Origin of the sequence: Oligoflexus tunisiensis (assembly GCF_001748245.1) — a bacterium.
Lineage (GTDB): Bacteria > Bdellovibrionota_B > Oligoflexia > Oligoflexales > Oligoflexaceae > Oligoflexus > Oligoflexus tunisiensis.
The window spans coordinates 3514219-3530566 of record NZ_BDFO01000001.1 but is presented as its reverse complement, the minus strand read 5'-3'; the positions used below and the strand labels follow the sequence as shown (position 1 = coordinate 3530566).

Here is a 16348-nt window from a genome sequence, read left to right as displayed (position 1 = left end):
GCGGACTTAAATTAAACACAGGAGGTTTCATGTCTGGCATTCGCCCTTGAAGGCAGTCCTTTCCTATTCGCAGGTCTGGAAAGCGAACTGTGCGTGAATGCGTCACACTTCATGCCTGCAAACTTCAGAACGACCCCTTATACGATTGAACCAACCTCGACTGCAAAACCTCCAATGAAAAAATGACTTCACCCGCTTCTGAGAGGGTTTTCGGGATCCTCTCAGAGCGGGTCATTTTCCAGATAGCTTTCCATGGGAACGGCAAAGGCGGGAGGGATGGATGCGGGTCCGTTCTTAGTGCGCGTACTGACGCGCGAAGTGAGGCATGGGGTCCATCGCCTTGTTCGCCAGAGTCTTGTATTCGAAATGCAGGTGTGTGCCTTCTGCATTACCGCTGGCGCCCACCTGGGCGATTTCCTGGCCGCGCTTCACATTCTGCCCCTTCTTCACAAAAAGTTTGGAGCAATGAGCGTAGAGCGTTTTATAGGTTTTCTGCCGAAGGACGACAGTCCAGCCGTAGCCGCGTTTCCAGCCGGCGTATTCCACCACACCGCCGTGAGCCGCAAAGATCTTGCGACCGCGCGGGGCCACAATATCGATACCGGCATGCGAACGGCCGCTGCGCGGACCAAAGCCTGAGGTCAGACGACCTTTCATCGGCCACTGCAGTTCACGCAGTTCCGAATAGAGTGTCGCCCGCTCGCCTTGGACAAGGTTATCATCATCCGATCCTTTCCCTGTGGCCACAGGAAGAACACTGCTGACCAGTCTACTTCTTCCCCGCAAGTCAGGAGACATTTGAGCCTTCTCACTAACGGGGATGTATATCACTTGCCCAGGCTTAAGATCGGCCGCTGAATCGAGGCCATTGATGCGCTGAATCATGCTGTGGGGAACGGCGTATTGCGCGCCCATGTTTGCCAGAGTATCGCCCTTCTTTACTTTGACCTCGTAATAGTTCTGGGCTTGAGAGTTCTGGCCAGGCGGAGCTGCACGGTGGGCACAAGAGCTGAACAGAAAGGTACCGAGCAACAGACAGGCCTTGAGCTCTGGCTTCTTCATGTAAAATTTCCCCTATAATCCTATTCCTAAAAAGAATGCGACGCCCACTGAGAACCTCAGTGGGCGTAATCAGACGGCGCTGCCCGGTTAGGATAGCATCAAAGCGGGTTGAAGACGAAGGGATAATTTACATTTACATTCTGGCCGCCTCGCGGCGTTGGGAATTTCCAGCGAACAATCTTTCCTGTCACACATCCGGCCATTACAGCGTCGCCAACTGTGTCCGAAGCGATGTTCGATGACGTGACCCGTCCATCAGCTCCAATCACGAAATTCACTTTAATTTTGCCGTTTGCATTCGGCGAACGTTGCAGGAGCTGCTCATAACAGTGACGAATCTGGTTCAGGTTCGCACGGATGACTGCCTGTACTTCCTGCGTTGTCAAACCGCCTGCGACGACAGGATCGCCGGGTGGAACTTCAACATTGGCACGGCCTGCGCCGCCCGATCCTTTGCCGAATCCTTTTCCGATCCCTGCGCCACCAAGACCACCGCTTCCGCCCTGGCCTGACCCGTTTCCACCGAATCCACCAAAGTTGTTTGCGGCTCCACCAGTCCCTGCGACACCGAGAGTTTTACCGGTTCCAGGCCCACCGAGTCCGAGCGTTTTTGCGCCCGATCCTGCGCCTCCACCGGCACCACCAGCGGAATCCTTAAAGTCCGTTTTAATCGCGCCGGCTCCGACCTGACTCAGAACTTTACCGGCACCCAAACCGAGTTTAGCAAGGTTCACGCCAGAAGCTTTATTGGGTGCTCCACCTTCGGCACCGGCGAGATCCACTTTCTGATTCCCTTTACGCTGACCGCCTGCATCAGGCCGCAGCTTGTCACCACCCTGTGCACCACCTGATGGACCAACTTTCGCAGCGGTCACAGCACCAGGCTGCTTGAAGTCAGGCTTTTTCCCGGCTTTCGCCATGCCCTGATCGTTCGGCTTCTCCTGCGGCGGCTTGGGCGTCGGTGGAGTGGGCTTCTTGGGTTCAGCCAATTGCTGCGTAGGTTTTTCAACCGGCGGCGCGGGTTGTGTTTGTTTGGGCTTCTCCACGGGTTTCGGTTTCGCCTCGGGCGGAACCGGTGTGGGTGGCTTCGGTGGTGGCTTCGGGGGAGTCGGCTTCGGCGGCGGCTCCTTCTTCACTTCCGCCACTTCCACTTTAGGCTTCGGAATAGGCTTGGGTTCCTCTTTCTTTTCCGGAGCATTGACGATCGACCAGATGTCATCATCGTTCTTGTCATCAGCAGGATTTTTGCTCAGATAAATCGCGGGAATCGCTGCCATGTAAAACAGCAGCGAAGCCACCATGATCGCCATGAAAACGGGATCGCGGGCGCTGCTGCGCGGCAATTCCAAAACAGGCGGTTTAATAAACATCAGGAAATATTTCAATGGTCCCTGACTGATATGAGCGATATCATGGCGACTCATATTGATCGATTTGGACCCGGATTCCTCGAGGACCTTGCCACCCTTCCGAATGCGTGCATGCATGTCGGGCATCAGATGCAGGGTGTAGCCTTCTTCATGCACTTTCGCCAGTTCGTGAGCGCGAAAATCGCTGTCGCTTCCCGAGAGAAAGTGCGCTTTCGGTGGTTCACCGATGGTCACTCTCTCATTGTTCTTGAACCTGGGATGAAAGAGATCCACGTCCAGGATGGTCTCGTCCCAATAGCTCACGACCTCAAGCACGTTGCCGCTGGGTTTGGCATTTCGGGGTGAAAACAGCCTCTCCCCATCATCCGACCCGCGGTCGCCGTCACCTCGAGGCGCCGCCCGCACTGTAGTCTTTACATCATCGCCTGCAGCCATATCGTCCGCCTCATCCGCGTCCCCGTGGTCCGACTCCATGTCATGATCAGAAGCCGCTTCATAAACCGATGCCGGTGGAGGCGCTGTCGCCACGCCCGGACGTCCGCTCATGATGGTGGCTTCCCCGCCGACTCTGGTCCCTTCATTCTGGGCTGCCTTGAACTCGGAAGTGGCAGCAGCCGCAGTTTGATGATTCACGACTTCGATGACCACATCACCGATGGAGATGCGATCGCCGACACTTAAAGGTGATTCCACTTCTATGCGCTTGCCGTTGAGAAACACACCGGAGTGTGAGCCCAAATCAGTCAGCATGTGCACGCCGTTCTCAAGAACCTCGATCATGGCGTGAATCGGTTCCACGGAGGCCGCCCGAATCACAACTTCGTTGGACAGCAATGAACCGATCATCAACCGATCACGGACCGGGACAACCTGCTGCGATTGATTTGGCGGAGAATAGCGGATCTCAAGGTTCATTCAACGCAACCCAAATAAAGCCAGCCCTTGATGGGGAGGGCCTGGCGGAGACTCCAGTAACCTGATAAACGCCGTTACAACTATTATCGCGTGGATCAGTAGAAATGGGAAGGCCCGCTTTCAGTTAGCGGGCCTTTCTTGCGTTTATCACAATGGAGAAGACAGCGGGCAGGAATTTACTGTCGGGGAGCGCCTTGCTGTTGTGCAGGCTGACCACCAGCAGGAGCCTGGCCCTGCTGCTGTTGCTGCTGTTGCTGTTGTTGCTGCTGCTGGTTTCTGGCTGCAGCCGCAGCCCTTTCCTTGGCCTGCTGCTCACGGATTTCCCTTTCCAGTTTGCCAATCACGACGTAGGCGCGCTCATCAATGACGCTGGGTCCACCATCCGTTTTGGCAATTTCCTCGAGTTCATTCCGTGCCTTCGCCAGGTTGCCCATGCCCTGGTATTCGTTGAGAGCGCAGCTGAAGAGGGCGGGCTTGTAATTTCTCTTTTTCTGAAGGATCACGTTACAAAGCTGAGCCGCATCGCGGGGATTGTCCGCCAGACGCTCGATTTGAATCATGCCTGTCCCGACGAAGAAATCGTCCGGCAGACTGGCAAGCATGGCTTTCGCCGTCTTATGATCGCCATAACGGAGAGCCGTAAAGCCGATGTTGAGACGCGCCGGTTCATAATCCTTGCGAAGATTCAGAGCCTCGTTCCAGTAGGCGACAGCTTCCGGCAGACGGCCATCGATCATCGCGATCATGCCGCGCGCGGTGAGAGCCGCGGCCTTGGTTTTTTCATTCCTGCTGTTCATGAGCTTGTTGATCCAATGTTCGGCCATCGGAAACTGACGGGAATGGATCGAAGCCAGGGCAAGTTCCAACTGAGCGACCTCCGGCATCTCATGCCGAATGTCTTCCTTCATCTCAACGACCATCAGCTTCTTGGCGACCTGGAAAACCGGACCCACACCCTCGCCCGCCAGGCGCTTGGCCGCCATCAGAGCGATCATGTCCTTGCGGTCCTTGACCGTTGGGGAGGACAGCTTGCCTTCCAGGTCATTGGCCAGATCCTTGGCCCGGCTGATGTTAATCGTCTTCGAGGTCAGCGAGTTATTGGAAAGACTATAGGTCAGGGTCTGATAGTTGGATGAGATATAGAGGTCGTCATTGCCGCTCTGGCTTTTCCTTGTCTCACCGTCGTCGTCACCCACAGACAGGCTGCTGCCGCCCTTGTCATCCCCACCGCCCACACCGTTTTGCAGCGTGGAGCAGGATCCCAGCATCAGACCCAGTACAAGCAATGGAGAGGATATTCGCAGCATAGCTTAATTCCCATATTTCACAGTGCCAGCCATACTGCTGGCAAGTTCGGAACCCAAAAAGTCCGGCTGCACCACGTAGTCATCAAACTGGACTCGCTTGCCGGCCAGACGGTTGATGCCACCGATCACGCGCAGTGACCAATCATTATAAACGCGGAACTGGGTTACCGTATCTTGTGCGACCTTATACCAGTTGGCTGCAGCCTTCCGGCGTTCCGCGATCTGCGGCGCCAGCTCCTTGACCACATCCTCTTTCGTAGCACCTTGAATGGCCGGTGGGTTGGCCAGGGCTTCGGCATAATGCTCGTTCGCGAGGCCCATCTGATAAAGCGCCGCCACACCCCAATACGCATCCTTGGTGGCCACCACGCGCTGGTAGGTTTGCTCCACCTGGGCAAGACCTGTGGCCTTGGTTTCCAGAGACTTGGCCAGAGCATCGACCGTGCCGCCGACCAGTGGAATCTTCATATAACGAGGCAGAATGCCATCAGCTTCGCGGAAAACGATTTCACCGACGTAACGCAGAGCCTCACCGCTGACGCTGCCTGGACTCTGGCCGAAGATGTTCTTGATCTGGGCAACGGCCTGCCCGGCATCATTGCCGCCCGCACGGGCGATCCGGTAGTAGGCCACGATCTGCTGATTGGGACTCAGCTTAAAGCGATTCAGGTACTGCGTCCGGATAATTTCAACCATCTGCTCATATCGCTTGGCACGTTCCGCACCGATGATCAGATCCTCCACCACACCCAGCGCGTTATCCGGGAAGCGTGCGGCAAAGGCGATACAGACCGACAAGGCCTTCGGCGTGTTCAAAGCAATTTGCAGGGCACAGGCCGTGGCGAGCGCACCACCCGCTTCCTTTTCCTTCGGATACTTCTTGGTAAACTCGATAAAGTAATCAGAAGCCCGATCGTATTCCAATTGTTTTTCATAGATCTGCGCGACCTGCAGCAAGGATTCCTTCGCCTGCGGCTTGTCCGGGAAGTTCTGCACGATGAAGAGATAAGCCTGGATCGCCGGACCAATGGCCCCTGCCTTGATATAATCCACGGCCGCGTTATACCAGAGCTTGTCGACCTCGGGGTCTTTCGGGTACTTGCGAGCCTGGGCTTCGAAACGCTGGGCGCGCTTCAGAGTATCCTTTTCCTTGGCAATGTCCTCTTTTTCCGCCGCGCGCTGGATGTTGCGCAGATCGTTACCGACCTTGCTGTTGCGGTATTCAGGTATTTTCAACAGACTGTCCGCAGTCGCCAACAGGTCCTTCCGATCGTCCTTCACGATAGGGATCAGAAGATCCACCGCGCCCTGCCCTTCCTTGTCTCTGGGATACTTGACCGCGATATTTTTCAGATAGCGGATCGCATAGTCCTTCTGAGCGGAATGATAGAAGATCGTGGCAATACCCACATCGCAGCTCTTCACCCGAACCTTGTCTTCGGGATACCAGCCGGTGTATTTTTCGCAGGCTTTGATATAGTTCCGAGCCCGGGCCGAGATCGGCTTGGGTGACTTGAAGTCCGGCTTGCGTTTTTTCAGCACTTTGAATTCCGGCTCAAAGTCCTTCACGAAAGCGTTCACCATATAGATGGACACTTCCTTGTGCATGTTCTCAGGCTTATCGCCCTTGCTGTAGCGGATCGCCCTGTCCTTGCCGAGCGAAGCGATCTCAAGATAGTAGCGACCGGCGGCACGGTAGTCCTTCAGGTAGTATTCGATATCCGCAAGGTAATACATCACCCCAGGAACTTCCCGGGCTTTCTGATGATACTTGATAAAGAGGAGATACCCTTCCTTCGCTGCCAGGTTCAGGTTGCGGTTGTCATCCTTGATCGCGTTCTGGTGGGTCAGGGTCGCGTAATAAAGCATCTGATCCTTGATGACGGCCTGGGTTTCCAGCACCACATCCTTTTTATTTTTGCGGGCCCACGAGGAGTTCGCGGAATACATTTGAGCAAATCGTTCCAGCTCGACCCAGACGCGTTTCAGATCACCCAGGGCTGACGAGAGACTCACGATTTCCTTCTGGGCCGTGGGGCCTTCGGGATCAGAGGGAGCGATCTGCTGGAAGCGCTTCAGCACGTTGATGGCCTGCGCATAGTTACCCTGATCGGCAAGGATCTGGGCCAGAAGCTGCAGGAAAGGACCGATGTAGGTGGCTCCGTTATTGGCCCGATAGTAGGCAATCGCCTCGTCGATCATTTTGAGTTCCGCGAAGGCGAAGACCATATCCCGCAGGGCTTCTTCACGCAGCTGCGCATCCTGCTGGTTGCGGCCTTTGGCGAGACTTACCAGCTGTTTCCAGTAGCTCAAGCTCTTGCGGTAATCGCCCAGGTTATAAGCACACCAGCCGAGTTTGAAAACCGACCAGAGGTAACGCTTGCTCCGCTTATACTTCAGCGCCTTGCCAAAGTTGGTTTGGGCGTTGGTAAAATCGTTACGATCGAAGTAGAAATCACCCAGTGATGCATAGGCATCCCCGGCGATCGCTGAGTTGGGATACTTTTGAATCAACTGAGTGTAGATGCGGGCCGCATCCTTTTCCTTGCCGAGGAACTGGAGCGCGACAGCTTTATTGTAGGTGATCTGGTCAGCGTTTTCGCTGCGCGGATATTCCTGCAGAATATCCGAAGACTCGTTGACCACGGCTTTCCAATGTCCCTGGGAGCGATTGGTATTCAGCCGAGGCTCGCGGCCTTTTTTCCCGGCCTTTTCCCAGGCCGTGTATTTTCTATCGTAATCGCGTTCCTCTTCCGAACGCACATAGGTCGCCTGCTCCATATGCAGGTTCAGAATACGCTCCAGAATTTGCAGACGTTGCGGCGAGCGCTTGGGCAGACTCTTGGCTGTCTTCTCCAGATAGCGGGTGGTCTTGTCGATACCTTTCACGAGTTTGCGTTCGACCTGCATCGAAAAAATCGCAGAACGCCTCGGAGCCGGCGCTGCCTTCTCTGATTTCTTCTCGCGCTTGCGTTCCGCCACATCCAGAGTCGCGCGCTTTTGCTCCTGGGCAGCGAGATGCCCTGGCGAATGCCAGAGTAGCACGTATCCTAGCAGTGTCAGTTGGAGCAAAAGCCGCATAATTTATCCTTTTTCATCGTCTGCAGTTCTACACGAAGCGCTCTGCAGCCGGTCTCAGCCGTAACCTTTAATTTCCGCCCCTGGCGCCATTGTCCCCATCATCTTTGTTGGCCACGCAGCGGCTGGCCATATTGTAAACATAGAAGCCCAGTTCATCCTCCCAGTACTCGCCTTCAAAGGGCCAGTATTCCAGGGTTTGATTGATATTGAGCTTTTGCATGCCTCCGATGAATTGGGTCTTTCTATCCTCGCCGGTCACCTTGATCAGGGCGCGGAGACTGGCGAGTTTACCAAGCTGCATTTCCGCCACGATCAGTTTGGTCTGATTCGACAGCTCGAGCAGTTCGGTATAGTAGGTCGTGCCTTCGCGATACATGCGTTGACCGGCATCCAGCACGGCCGCGGATTTTTTGGATTCAAGGAACTGGTTCAGACTATCCAGAAGGCCCGAGGCCTGCCACTCGCGGTAATCGCGCAGCGCGTTCAGCTCGCGGTCGGCGAAACGGATGGTGTCCATCGCCTCCTTGAAACTGTCCACCTGGGAAAGCTTCTTCACAATCTCTTCCGCACGGCGGTAGCTGTTCAACTCGCCCTTGCGATAGTCGTAAACGTACTTGAAGAATCCCTTCGGATCACCCTTGAAGCGGTTCAGCATGCCTTTGACGTCGCCAAAAACCGGCTGATAGCGATCCTTGAAGCGCCGCATCGATTCCTTCACCTGATCGTAGCGGCACATTCTCAGGAAGGTGATCGACTGAAGGATGTAGGCTTCCGGATAAAAACGGTTTTCAAAGAATGGGGAGTGGATCGTATGGATGTTCCCCAGACTGTTGTTGAATTTTTCCATAAAGAAGAAGGCCCACGATGCTTCCCAGATGGCATCCAGCCAGTTCTCGGAGTCGCGGGGAATCTGGCCGTAATAGGAAATCGCTTCGGGGAAGCGCTTGATCTCGTAGTTCACGCGCGCGATGTTCATGAGCGACATTTCCTGAAGCTCGCGCATATCGCTCCGCTCACGGGTTCCCGACAGGACCTTTTCAAACAGGGCGATGGCCCGGGAATGGCGACCCTTGAGGTTTGAAATCACACCTTCATGGAACTGCGCGCCCAGATGATAGGGGCTGCCGGCCGGCACCATATTGAAGTATTTTTCCGCTGTTTCCAGACTGCGGTCACCAAAAGCCTCGACGCCTTTGTAATAGAAATAGAAGCCGCGGGCTGGGCCCGGGACATCGGACAGACGGATCTCGGTCTTGAAGAGCTGAACGATGTGTGACTGGCCGAGACTGAGCTTGCTGTTGATGTTACCGAGTTCTTCCAGGGCGGAGCGGAAGAAAGGGTTATTTTCGGTCCGGCCACGGCGCACGATCAAACTGTAATGTTTGGACGCTGAATAAAGAAGTCCGGTCTTTTGCAGACTCTGAGCCAAGCCCCATTCGGCCTTGCGTTTTTCCGATCGATTACCCGATTTTTCATAGACTTCATAATACGCAGCGGCGGCCCGCACGTAATCTTTCTTGGCAAAATAGCCCCTGGCCTGCTTATAGTCAGCCAACGCTTCGCCATGCGCGATCGCGAAGATCGTGGCACAAATCAGTAAGCCTGGTTTTAGCAGACGGTCAAACATGGGCCCTCGAAGCGCTAAAGGTAATACGACACACCAATGAGCAGAGTAATCGTGTCGTGCGGCGCCGTTCCACTTAATCCCTGCTGAGTCTTCGCTTTGATCGGACTGCATTCGCCGTCCAGGATCGTGTAATTAAAGCGGTTGGCTCGCAAATCCCATTTGTAAGCCATTTTCCTGGACACAAAATAACGCTGTCCTACACCCGCCATGAACGTGGGATAGGACTTGGTCGTGTTCTTCGGAATATCCTCCGCCGTGGGATCGAGTTTCTTGTCGGGTGGCTCGCAGAAATCGTCGTAACGCCACTCCACCCCAGTCTGTCCCACGCCGGCCTGCAGATAGGTATCGAAATAAACGAGCTTGCCGGACGGCAACTGCCACTTGCCGTAGATCGGCGTATACTGGACCGCAAGCTCCGTCATGAACGAAGTGCGGAAGATCTGCGTTTTGATGTCAAATTCATCGAAGAGGATACGCTTATCCTCGCGGTCGATGCTCAGGCCATAGGCCAGCGTGCCTTCGATCGCCCAGCTTTCGCTGAAATGATAGGTGAGAAGACCGGTACCCAGGAAGGTATAGATGAAGCTTTCATTCATGATGGTATTGAGAGCGGCTCCAATTTCCAGGCGGCCAGCCTTGGTGAAATAGCGGGGACGAATCACCCGGATTTCAACATCCTTGAAACGTTCTGACTCGTCGCTGGCACCCGATAGCGGTACGGCGCTAACAAGACTGGCCGTCACGGCCACAGCTTTTCCCCACTTGCTCAGCATCAGCCCTTACCCCATCAGATGTGCTCTTTAGCCACCAGCAACTTGAACGTGATGAATTCAGCCTGCTGTCCAGCCAGCATGATGCGGCGCAGCAGCTCAAAGTCGTGTCTTTTGTCCATTTCGATTGTGATTTCGCCCGGCTTGGCCTTCTTGGTTCCGTCGTCGGCATTGCCTCGCAGCTGTTCCGCGGCGGCCTTGTTCACCTTCGCGATTTCCACCAGTTCCTGATAAACAGGATAAGCGGCACCCTGCTGGATATCCGTTGGCGGGATTTTGCCGTTCTGAAGGACGACAACCTTCTTGTTGTTCACCAGGATTTCATTGGTATTGACCACAATACTGGGAACTTCGTCCATGTTTACCAGAGTGACGGAATCCGGCAGTTCCAGATTCTGGTCAATATCGTGGTTGGTAGGATCCGTCGAGTAACTCATCAAAAGGAAGGTTACGAGGATACTAAAAATGTCCAGCATGGGCATAATGTTCAGCGATAGGGATTCGCCGCTATCTCCACCGGCTGATGCCATGGGCCGTCTCCTTGCGCTTCGTTACAGGATTATACTGCCAATCACAACTTTCTCGAACAGATACCTGTCGCGCCCCGTCTTACGCAGCTCTTCCGCATTGGGAAGATCGAGCGGTGGCTCCTTCTCTTTCATAGACTTGATCGCATCAATCGCCTTGATCAATATTTCATATTTGACCGTATCATCGGCGAAAACGGTGACCTTGTCGTTATCGGGCACCTTGGTGCGGAGCTGGATCATCTCCTGATGGAAGAGTTCGAGATCCGCTGCGTCCACCTTGAAGGTCTTGACGCTTTTCTCGAAGGGCTGCTCTGTCCATTCCGAGGTGACCTGAATCTCGGCATCGGCAACATCCACCCGAATGTTAAAAGCCCGCGACGGCGGTTCCTTCACTTCAGAGGAATTCGACAGAAATGGGACTTGAACTTCCAGGATGCCCAAACCGATAAACGCGGCTGACACCAGGAGGAAGGTGTTCAGCATCGAGAAGATATCGATAAAGGGCATAATGTTCAGTTCAGGGGATTCCGGACCCATACCGCCTGAGCCGCGACGTTTGTGCTTCTTGCTCACACGCCTCTCCTGTTAGGCTTTCTTCGCGCCTTTGAGTTTCATTTTTCTGGTGTAGAGCAGATCATTCAACTTGGACGCATTTTTGTTAATGTCGTCAATCACAGTCTTTTGCTTGGCGGTCAGCACACCGTATGCAAAGAGACAGAAAAGAGCGACAGACAGTCCGAAGGAGGTTGCGTTCAACGCTTCCGCGATACCTTCCGCAAGCAGGGTCTGCTTTTGGGCACCGGTCGCCTTCGCAACCGCAGCGAAGGAGCGCATCAGACCGAAAATGGTACCGAGCAGTCCGAGCAGCGTCGCCACGTTTGCTGTGGTGGCCAGGAAGGACACCGCCTTCTGCACCTTGGGAACCACCGTGAGGACCGCGTAGTCGATGGCGTTGTTGATTTCCTGGGTGGAATCATTCGAACGCTTCAGACCTTCGGCCAGCACGTAAGGCAGCAGCTTGGGACGGGCTTTCTTGCAAAGGCGGATGGCGTTCTCGATGGAGTTGTTCATCACCATCTTTTGCACCATGGCCATGAAGCCATCGCTGTTGATGAGATCGTATTCCATCCAAAGGCGATAACTGCGTTCGATCACAAGTCCTAGAGATACCACCAGGGTCGCCAGGATCGAGAACATGACTTCGTAGCCACCGTGCTGGAAGTAGAGATGAATAGCCTCCATATTCTGTCATTTCCTCCTTAAAAGGTGCGATCCGCTGGCCGGTGTCGGCCCTAAAAACCCTAGGACGCTTTTTTAGCTTTAATAAAATTCTACGTAGCGTGGCGCCCTGCTGTCAACCTCCGGAGCCATCTTTGCCCGGTGGGCTCTGGATTCCACCCGCACCTTGCGCTATAGTGAAAGAGTGCAAGCTTTGCCTATCCCCTATCCTTGAGGAAGCCATGAACGGATCGCTGTTATTTGTCGATTGCAGTGGCTACAAATCACTGCCGTCCATAGAAGCTCTGCGACTTATCAGTGGCGGGCAAAACCTGGAAAGTGTGACCAACATCAACGCCGCTTTGGAAGTTTTGCAGAATAACGACAAGATCGATATATTAGTCAGCAACATACCCGATTTGAATTTGCTCCAAAGGTTCCGGCAGACGAACCCGAAAGGCGAAGCGATACTGGTAACCGAGTTGCCGATGAAAGAGTATAGCGCGCTTTTGCAAAATACCGAAGAAAAGCTTTTGGACCACGTGATTGCCAATAAAGGCCGCGAAGGTTGGACGATTCATCAATTGCGGGTTACCATCACCAAGATTCGCAGTCGTGATGTTTTTGGAATTGAAAAATATCTGGCTCCTCACACCATCATTCATCGCGCCCAGGTTCGCGGTTCGGCCGAACGCGAGGAACTGAACAGCAACGTCATGCGTTTTGCCGAAGCCTGTCACCTCGGACAGCATGCGGCGCGCATGGCTTTTGGGATTACCGAAGAACTTTTGATGAATACCGTTTACGATGCGCCGGCCGCGGCGGGCATTCCCCGTTTCAAGAACGTGGAGCAGACGCAGGCGATCGTCCTGGAACCTTCCGAGTATGGCGAGTTGAGCTTCGGCTGCGATGGTCAAATTTTAGCCATTTCCACCGCCGATCCCTTTGGTGCTTTGCGGAAAGAAACTTTGCTCACTTATCTGAAAAAGGTTTTGAAACGCGATGAAACCGATGGCCTGATCGACGAGAAAAAAGGCGGCGCCGGTCTTGGACTTTTTAAAATTTTATATTCCAGCCATGGCATCGTTTGTAATGTCAAGCCTGGCTCGCGCACTGAGATCATGGCTTTGATCGATGTGAATGACCAGCTCCGCGATTTTGCTTCCATGGCCCGCTCCATTCATTACTTCCGTACATAAGTCACGATGACAAGACGAGAGCGTTGGGTGGCGCGCGATATGGGCTGGACAAGCGCGCCGTAAGCCCCTAGACTTTCCCCCTCGCTCCCTTGGTCCCAAGGGCCGTACGAAAGCCTAATAGGAGTCAGTATAAATGAAGGTAAAGGTCAAAAATCCGATAGTGGAGCTTGATGGCGATGAAATGACCCGGATCATCTGGGCTCGTATCAAGGAGAAGCTGGTTCTCCCCTTCCTCGATATCGACATTAAATACTATGATCTGGGTATCGAGAGCCGGGACAAGACCGAAGACAAAGTGACTCTGGACGCGGCCGCCGCGATCAAAGAATATGATGTGGGTATCAAGTGCGCGACCATTACGCCTGATGAAGAGCGGGTCAAGGAATTCCATCTGAAGAAGATGTGGAAGAGCCCCAACGGCACGATCCGCAACTATTTGGGCGGCACGGTTTTCCGTGAGCCAATTATCTGCAAGAATATTCCCCGACTCGTCCCCAATTGGAAACGTCCGATCGTCGTGGGCCGTCACGCTCACGCGGATCAATACAAATGTGTGGATATCGATGTGCCCAAGGCCGGCAAAGTGAAGCTGGTTTATGAGCCGGCGGATGGTTCGGCGCCGCAGTCCTGGGAAATCCATGATTTCAAGGGCGCGGGTATCGGTCTTGGTATGTACAACACCGACGAGTCGATCGAAGGCTTCGCCCGCAGCTGCTTCCAATACGGCCTGCAGAAGAACTATCCCGTCTATCTGTCGACCAAGAACACCATTCTCAAGGTCTATGACGGACACTTCAAGGATATCTTCCAGAAGATTTACGAAACCGAATTCAAAGGCAAGTTCGAAGCCGCCAGACTCAGCTATGAACATCGTCTGATCGATGACATGGTGGCTCAGGTTTTGAAGTGGGACGGCGGCATCGTCTGGGCTTGCAAGAACTATGATGGTGACGTTCAGTCGGACACCGTGGCTCAGGGCTTTGGTTCGCTCGGTCTGATGACATCGGTTTTAATGTGCCCGAACGGCCGCACCATTGAAACGGAAGCGGCTCACGGAACGGTGACCCGTCACTACCGCGAACATCAGAAAGGACGCCCGACCAGTACCAACCCCATCGCCAGCATCTTTGCCTGGACTCAGGGTCTGGCGCATCGTGGCCGTCTCGACAACACGCCGGACGTCGTGCGCTGGGCGGAAACGCTCGAAAAAGTCTGCGTGGCGACGATTGAAGGCGGTGCCATGACCAAGGACCTTGCGGTGTGCATTCACGGCAACAAGGTTCCTGAGGGCAGCTACCTCAACACCGACGATTTCCTCGACGCGATCGCCACGAACTTCCGCAAAGCCTGGGCTTAAGCGTTCCTAACGCTGGCGGTCACCTCGGGCCGCCGGCTTGAACTTCTGCAGAAAGCCTTCCAGCCCTCCGACTTTTTCCAACATCACATTCAGTTCCACCGGCGTGTCTCCCACAGTCACGGGATAAATCACATGGCGGTAAAAGCCTCCCCCATGCACCTCGACCCAATACATCCCGGGAGGCAGAACACGCAGACTCATCTCCACCTGGAGAGGCGTGACGCGCTGCACGATCTGAAAATCACGGTCGCGTATGACAAGGCCTGGCTCGGCCGGACCTGATTCCAAACCCTGCACATGCACCAGGAGGTTATCACCCACCAGCCCCTCCGCATTCCGTCCTTCCAGATTGCTCTGGCCACTGGAATACGGGGTAAAACCAAAGAGGGAAAACGAAGCCAGCCCGGCAATCAGCACCGAACGGCTATTCTTCGGCCGCTCCACCCAGCAGGCGGCGAGCCCCAAAAGAAACGCCGGAACGAACACCCAAAGCGGATGCACATCCGTTCTTGAGATGATGATGAGAATTTCACGCACGCGAAAAAAGATGCCGGTATCACCCTGCACGGCCGAGAGAAAACATGCGATCACGGCTGTGATACCGGTGGCAAGATAATATTTCCAGGAGACGGGTTCATCCATGAGCGTTCCTCCCAGGCGGGTGATCCCTCGGGTTTTATACAGGACCCCTCCCAAAGCGGGCAATCCCGAATTCCTGGCGTCTCACTCTTTCATGTTATGATGTGATTTTTCCTCTTCAAAAAACGGAGTAGAAGATGCGTCTTGCCTGGATGCTTTCTGTTGCCCTCGGGTTGCCGCTATACGCTTACGCTGAAGAAACCGTCTTTGAGGATTCCATGCTCCTGAGCAACGGCATCATCGCGAGTTCGCAAGCTTATCAAATTAAAAAAATGAACTGTGAACTGGCCGGTCTGTTTTCCAGCGGAAACATGATCTCAAAGTACATGGGCCTCACACTCGAAGCGAAGTCCCAGGGTTCAGGTTTTTACTGCGCCCATAGTCTCGAACAGAATTCCCTGATCATCGGCATCAACGGCACCATCGAGCAAACCATGCTCGATGGTGTGATCGTCCGTTATGAAACGCTGAACACGAACTACCAACCTTTCCTGGCGCTTCAATTGACCCCGGCCTTTAGCTTCGGCGTCAGCCAGGAGATCGAAACGGGTGAATCGAAAACCATACTCGGCCGGTCCTCCGGCTCCACCCACCGTCTTCTCCTGAGCGGCACCTGGCATGAGGGCCCCTGGGAAGCGACCCTGGTCTATGGCGACCGTTACCGCGATGCGATCAACCCTGGTTTGGATATTCCACGCAGCCTGGGTCTGGCCGTGCGGCATCAGGTTTCCCCGCTGCTGACCGCGGGTCTTATTTATACAAGGCTCGATCAACCCGGGATCGCTCACGGCGACGAATCCCTGACCTTTGAACATAATTATTCCGGTGTTATCACCTCGCGGGTCACCGACACCCTCAGCGTCGAGCTTTCCTTCACGCATACGCAGGCGTCCGAAGGTGACAAGGATTCGGTCGACCAGACGATTGGAATGATGGCTCAGTATGCTTGGGATGAAGAAATAAAAATTGCTGGTTTTTTGGGTCAATTGAAAGGGGATAGCGAGCTCTGGGACACCACCATCGCTGCATACGGCTTCAGCGTTTCGATGACCCGCTAGTCAGCTTATTTACAGCCCGGCAGCCCCCTTCCCGGGCCCTCCAAGCCTGTAAATACCTTAAACATAAATATTCCCTTATGCTTCCAGGGCGCCCACCCCTTGGGCACCAGCTTTTCATGTACGCCCTTTCCCGCATTGGATTCACAGCCTTGGAAGCCGCTGTCAACACCGTGATGAGCGTCTGAAGTCTGGACAGCCCCTGCCCTATTTCTGCC

General features: G+C 54.3%; 13 protein-coding genes. 3 read left to right on the top strand and 10 right to left on the bottom strand.

Annotated elements, in window-relative coordinates:
* Nucleotides 1–294: 294 nt before the first annotated feature.
* The 9 genes from OLTU_RS14770 to OLTU_RS14730 form a co-directional block, all read right to left on the bottom strand.
* Nucleotides 295–1062 (bottom strand): peptidoglycan DD-metalloendopeptidase family protein, encoded by a 768-nt coding sequence (locus OLTU_RS14770; RefSeq protein ID WP_141733535.1) that lies wholly within the window; start codon nt 1060–1062, stop codon nt 295–297.
* 98 nt (nt 1063–1160) lie between these two features.
* On the bottom strand, nt 1161–3347 hold the full coding sequence (locus OLTU_RS32905; RefSeq protein ID WP_141733534.1) for an AgmX/PglI C-terminal domain-containing protein: 2187 nt from the start codon (nt 3345–3347) through the stop codon (nt 1161–1163).
* Nucleotides 3348–3523: 176 nt separating this feature from the next.
* Nucleotides 3524–4654: a tetratricopeptide repeat protein gene (locus OLTU_RS14760; RefSeq protein ID WP_141733533.1), complete on the bottom strand. Its 1131-nt coding sequence runs from the start codon at nt 4652–4654 to the stop codon at nt 3524–3526.
* Between the two features lie 3 nt (nt 4655–4657).
* Nucleotides 4658–7735 carry a tetratricopeptide repeat protein gene (locus tag OLTU_RS14755; protein WP_141733532.1) on the bottom strand — a complete coding sequence of 1026 codons (3078 nt, stop codon included), beginning with the start codon at nt 7733–7735 and terminating at the stop codon, nt 4658–4660.
* A 67-nt stretch (nt 7736–7802) separates the two neighbouring features.
* The gene (locus tag OLTU_RS14750; protein ID WP_141733531.1) at nt 7803–9362 is read right to left on the bottom strand and encodes a hypothetical protein; all 1560 of its coding nucleotides are present in this window, start codon (nt 9360–9362) and stop codon (nt 7803–7805) included.
* A gap of 14 nt (nt 9363–9376) precedes the next feature.
* A complete protein-coding gene (locus tag OLTU_RS14745; protein WP_141733530.1) occupies nt 9377–10135 on the bottom strand; it encodes an outer membrane beta-barrel domain-containing protein in 759 nt (252 codons plus the stop codon).
* A gap of 14 nt (nt 10136–10149) precedes the next feature.
* Nucleotides 10150–10662, bottom strand: a complete 513-nt coding sequence (locus OLTU_RS14740; RefSeq protein ID WP_141733529.1) for an ExbD/TolR family protein — start codon at nt 10660–10662, stop codon at nt 10150–10152.
* Between the two features lie 21 nt (nt 10663–10683).
* The gene (locus tag OLTU_RS14735) at nt 10684–11235 is read right to left on the bottom strand and encodes an ExbD/TolR family protein (protein WP_141733528.1); all 552 of its coding nucleotides are present in this window, start codon (nt 11233–11235) and stop codon (nt 10684–10686) included.
* Between the two features lie 12 nt (nt 11236–11247).
* Nucleotides 11248–11904 (bottom strand): MotA/TolQ/ExbB proton channel family protein, encoded by a 657-nt coding sequence (locus OLTU_RS14730; RefSeq protein WP_141733527.1) that lies wholly within the window; start codon nt 11902–11904, stop codon nt 11248–11250.
* A gap of 218 nt (nt 11905–12122) precedes the next feature.
* On the opposite strand from OLTU_RS14730, the gene OLTU_RS14725 reads away from it, so the two are divergent.
* Together OLTU_RS14725 and OLTU_RS14720 are read left to right on the top strand one after the other, a co-directional pair.
* Nucleotides 12123–13079 (top strand): hypothetical protein, encoded by a 957-nt coding sequence (locus OLTU_RS14725; protein ID WP_141733526.1) that lies wholly within the window; start codon nt 12123–12125, stop codon nt 13077–13079.
* 133 nt (nt 13080–13212) lie between these two features.
* Entirely contained in the window at nt 13213–14436 is a 1224-nt protein-coding gene (locus OLTU_RS14720; RefSeq protein WP_141733525.1) for an NADP-dependent isocitrate dehydrogenase, read from the top strand.
* 6 nt (nt 14437–14442) lie between these two features.
* On the opposite strand, the gene OLTU_RS14715 is transcribed toward OLTU_RS14720, so the two are convergent.
* The gene (locus OLTU_RS14715; RefSeq protein WP_141733524.1) at nt 14443–15078 is read right to left on the bottom strand and encodes a hypothetical protein; all 636 of its coding nucleotides are present in this window, start codon (nt 15076–15078) and stop codon (nt 14443–14445) included.
* A gap of 134 nt (nt 15079–15212) precedes the next feature.
* On the opposite strand from OLTU_RS14715, the gene OLTU_RS14710 reads away from it, so the two are divergent.
* Nucleotides 15213–16133: a hypothetical protein gene (locus OLTU_RS14710; RefSeq protein ID WP_141733523.1), complete on the top strand. Its 921-nt coding sequence runs from the start codon at nt 15213–15215 to the stop codon at nt 16131–16133.
* Nucleotides 16134–16348 lie beyond the last annotated feature (215 nt).

Coding starts and splice junctions, on each gene's coding strand:
- OLTU_RS14715 (WP_141733524.1), bottom strand. CDS start 15,078: ATGGATGAACCCGTCTCCTGGAAATATTATCTTGCCACCGGTATCACA.
- OLTU_RS14725 (WP_141733526.1), top strand. CDS start 12,123: ATGAACGGATCGCTGTTATTTGTCGATTGCAGTGGCTACAAATCACTG.
- OLTU_RS14730 (WP_141733527.1), bottom strand. CDS start 11,904: ATGGAGGCTATTCATCTCTACTTCCAGCACGGTGGCTACGAAGTCATG.
- OLTU_RS14750 (WP_141733531.1), bottom strand. CDS start 9,362: ATGTTTGACCGTCTGCTAAAACCAGGCTTACTGATTTGTGCCACGATC.
- OLTU_RS14710 (WP_141733523.1), top strand. CDS start 15,213: ATGCGTCTTGCCTGGATGCTTTCTGTTGCCCTCGGGTTGCCGCTATAC.
- OLTU_RS32905 (WP_141733534.1), bottom strand. CDS start 3,347: ATGAACCTTGAGATCCGCTATTCTCCGCCAAATCAATCGCAGCAGGTT.
- OLTU_RS14745 (WP_141733530.1), bottom strand. CDS start 10,135: ATGCTGAGCAAGTGGGGAAAAGCTGTGGCCGTGACGGCCAGTCTTGTT.
- OLTU_RS14760 (WP_141733533.1), bottom strand. CDS start 4,654: ATGCTGCGAATATCCTCTCCATTGCTTGTACTGGGTCTGATGCTGGGA.
- OLTU_RS14720 (WP_141733525.1), top strand. CDS start 13,213: ATGAAGGTAAAGGTCAAAAATCCGATAGTGGAGCTTGATGGCGATGAA.
- OLTU_RS14755 (WP_141733532.1), bottom strand. CDS start 7,735: ATGCGGCTTTTGCTCCAACTGACACTGCTAGGATACGTGCTACTCTGG.
- OLTU_RS14770 (WP_141733535.1), bottom strand. CDS start 1,062: ATGAAGAAGCCAGAGCTCAAGGCCTGTCTGTTGCTCGGTACCTTTCTG.
- OLTU_RS14740 (WP_141733529.1), bottom strand. CDS start 10,662: ATGGCATCAGCCGGTGGAGATAGCGGCGAATCCCTATCGCTGAACATT.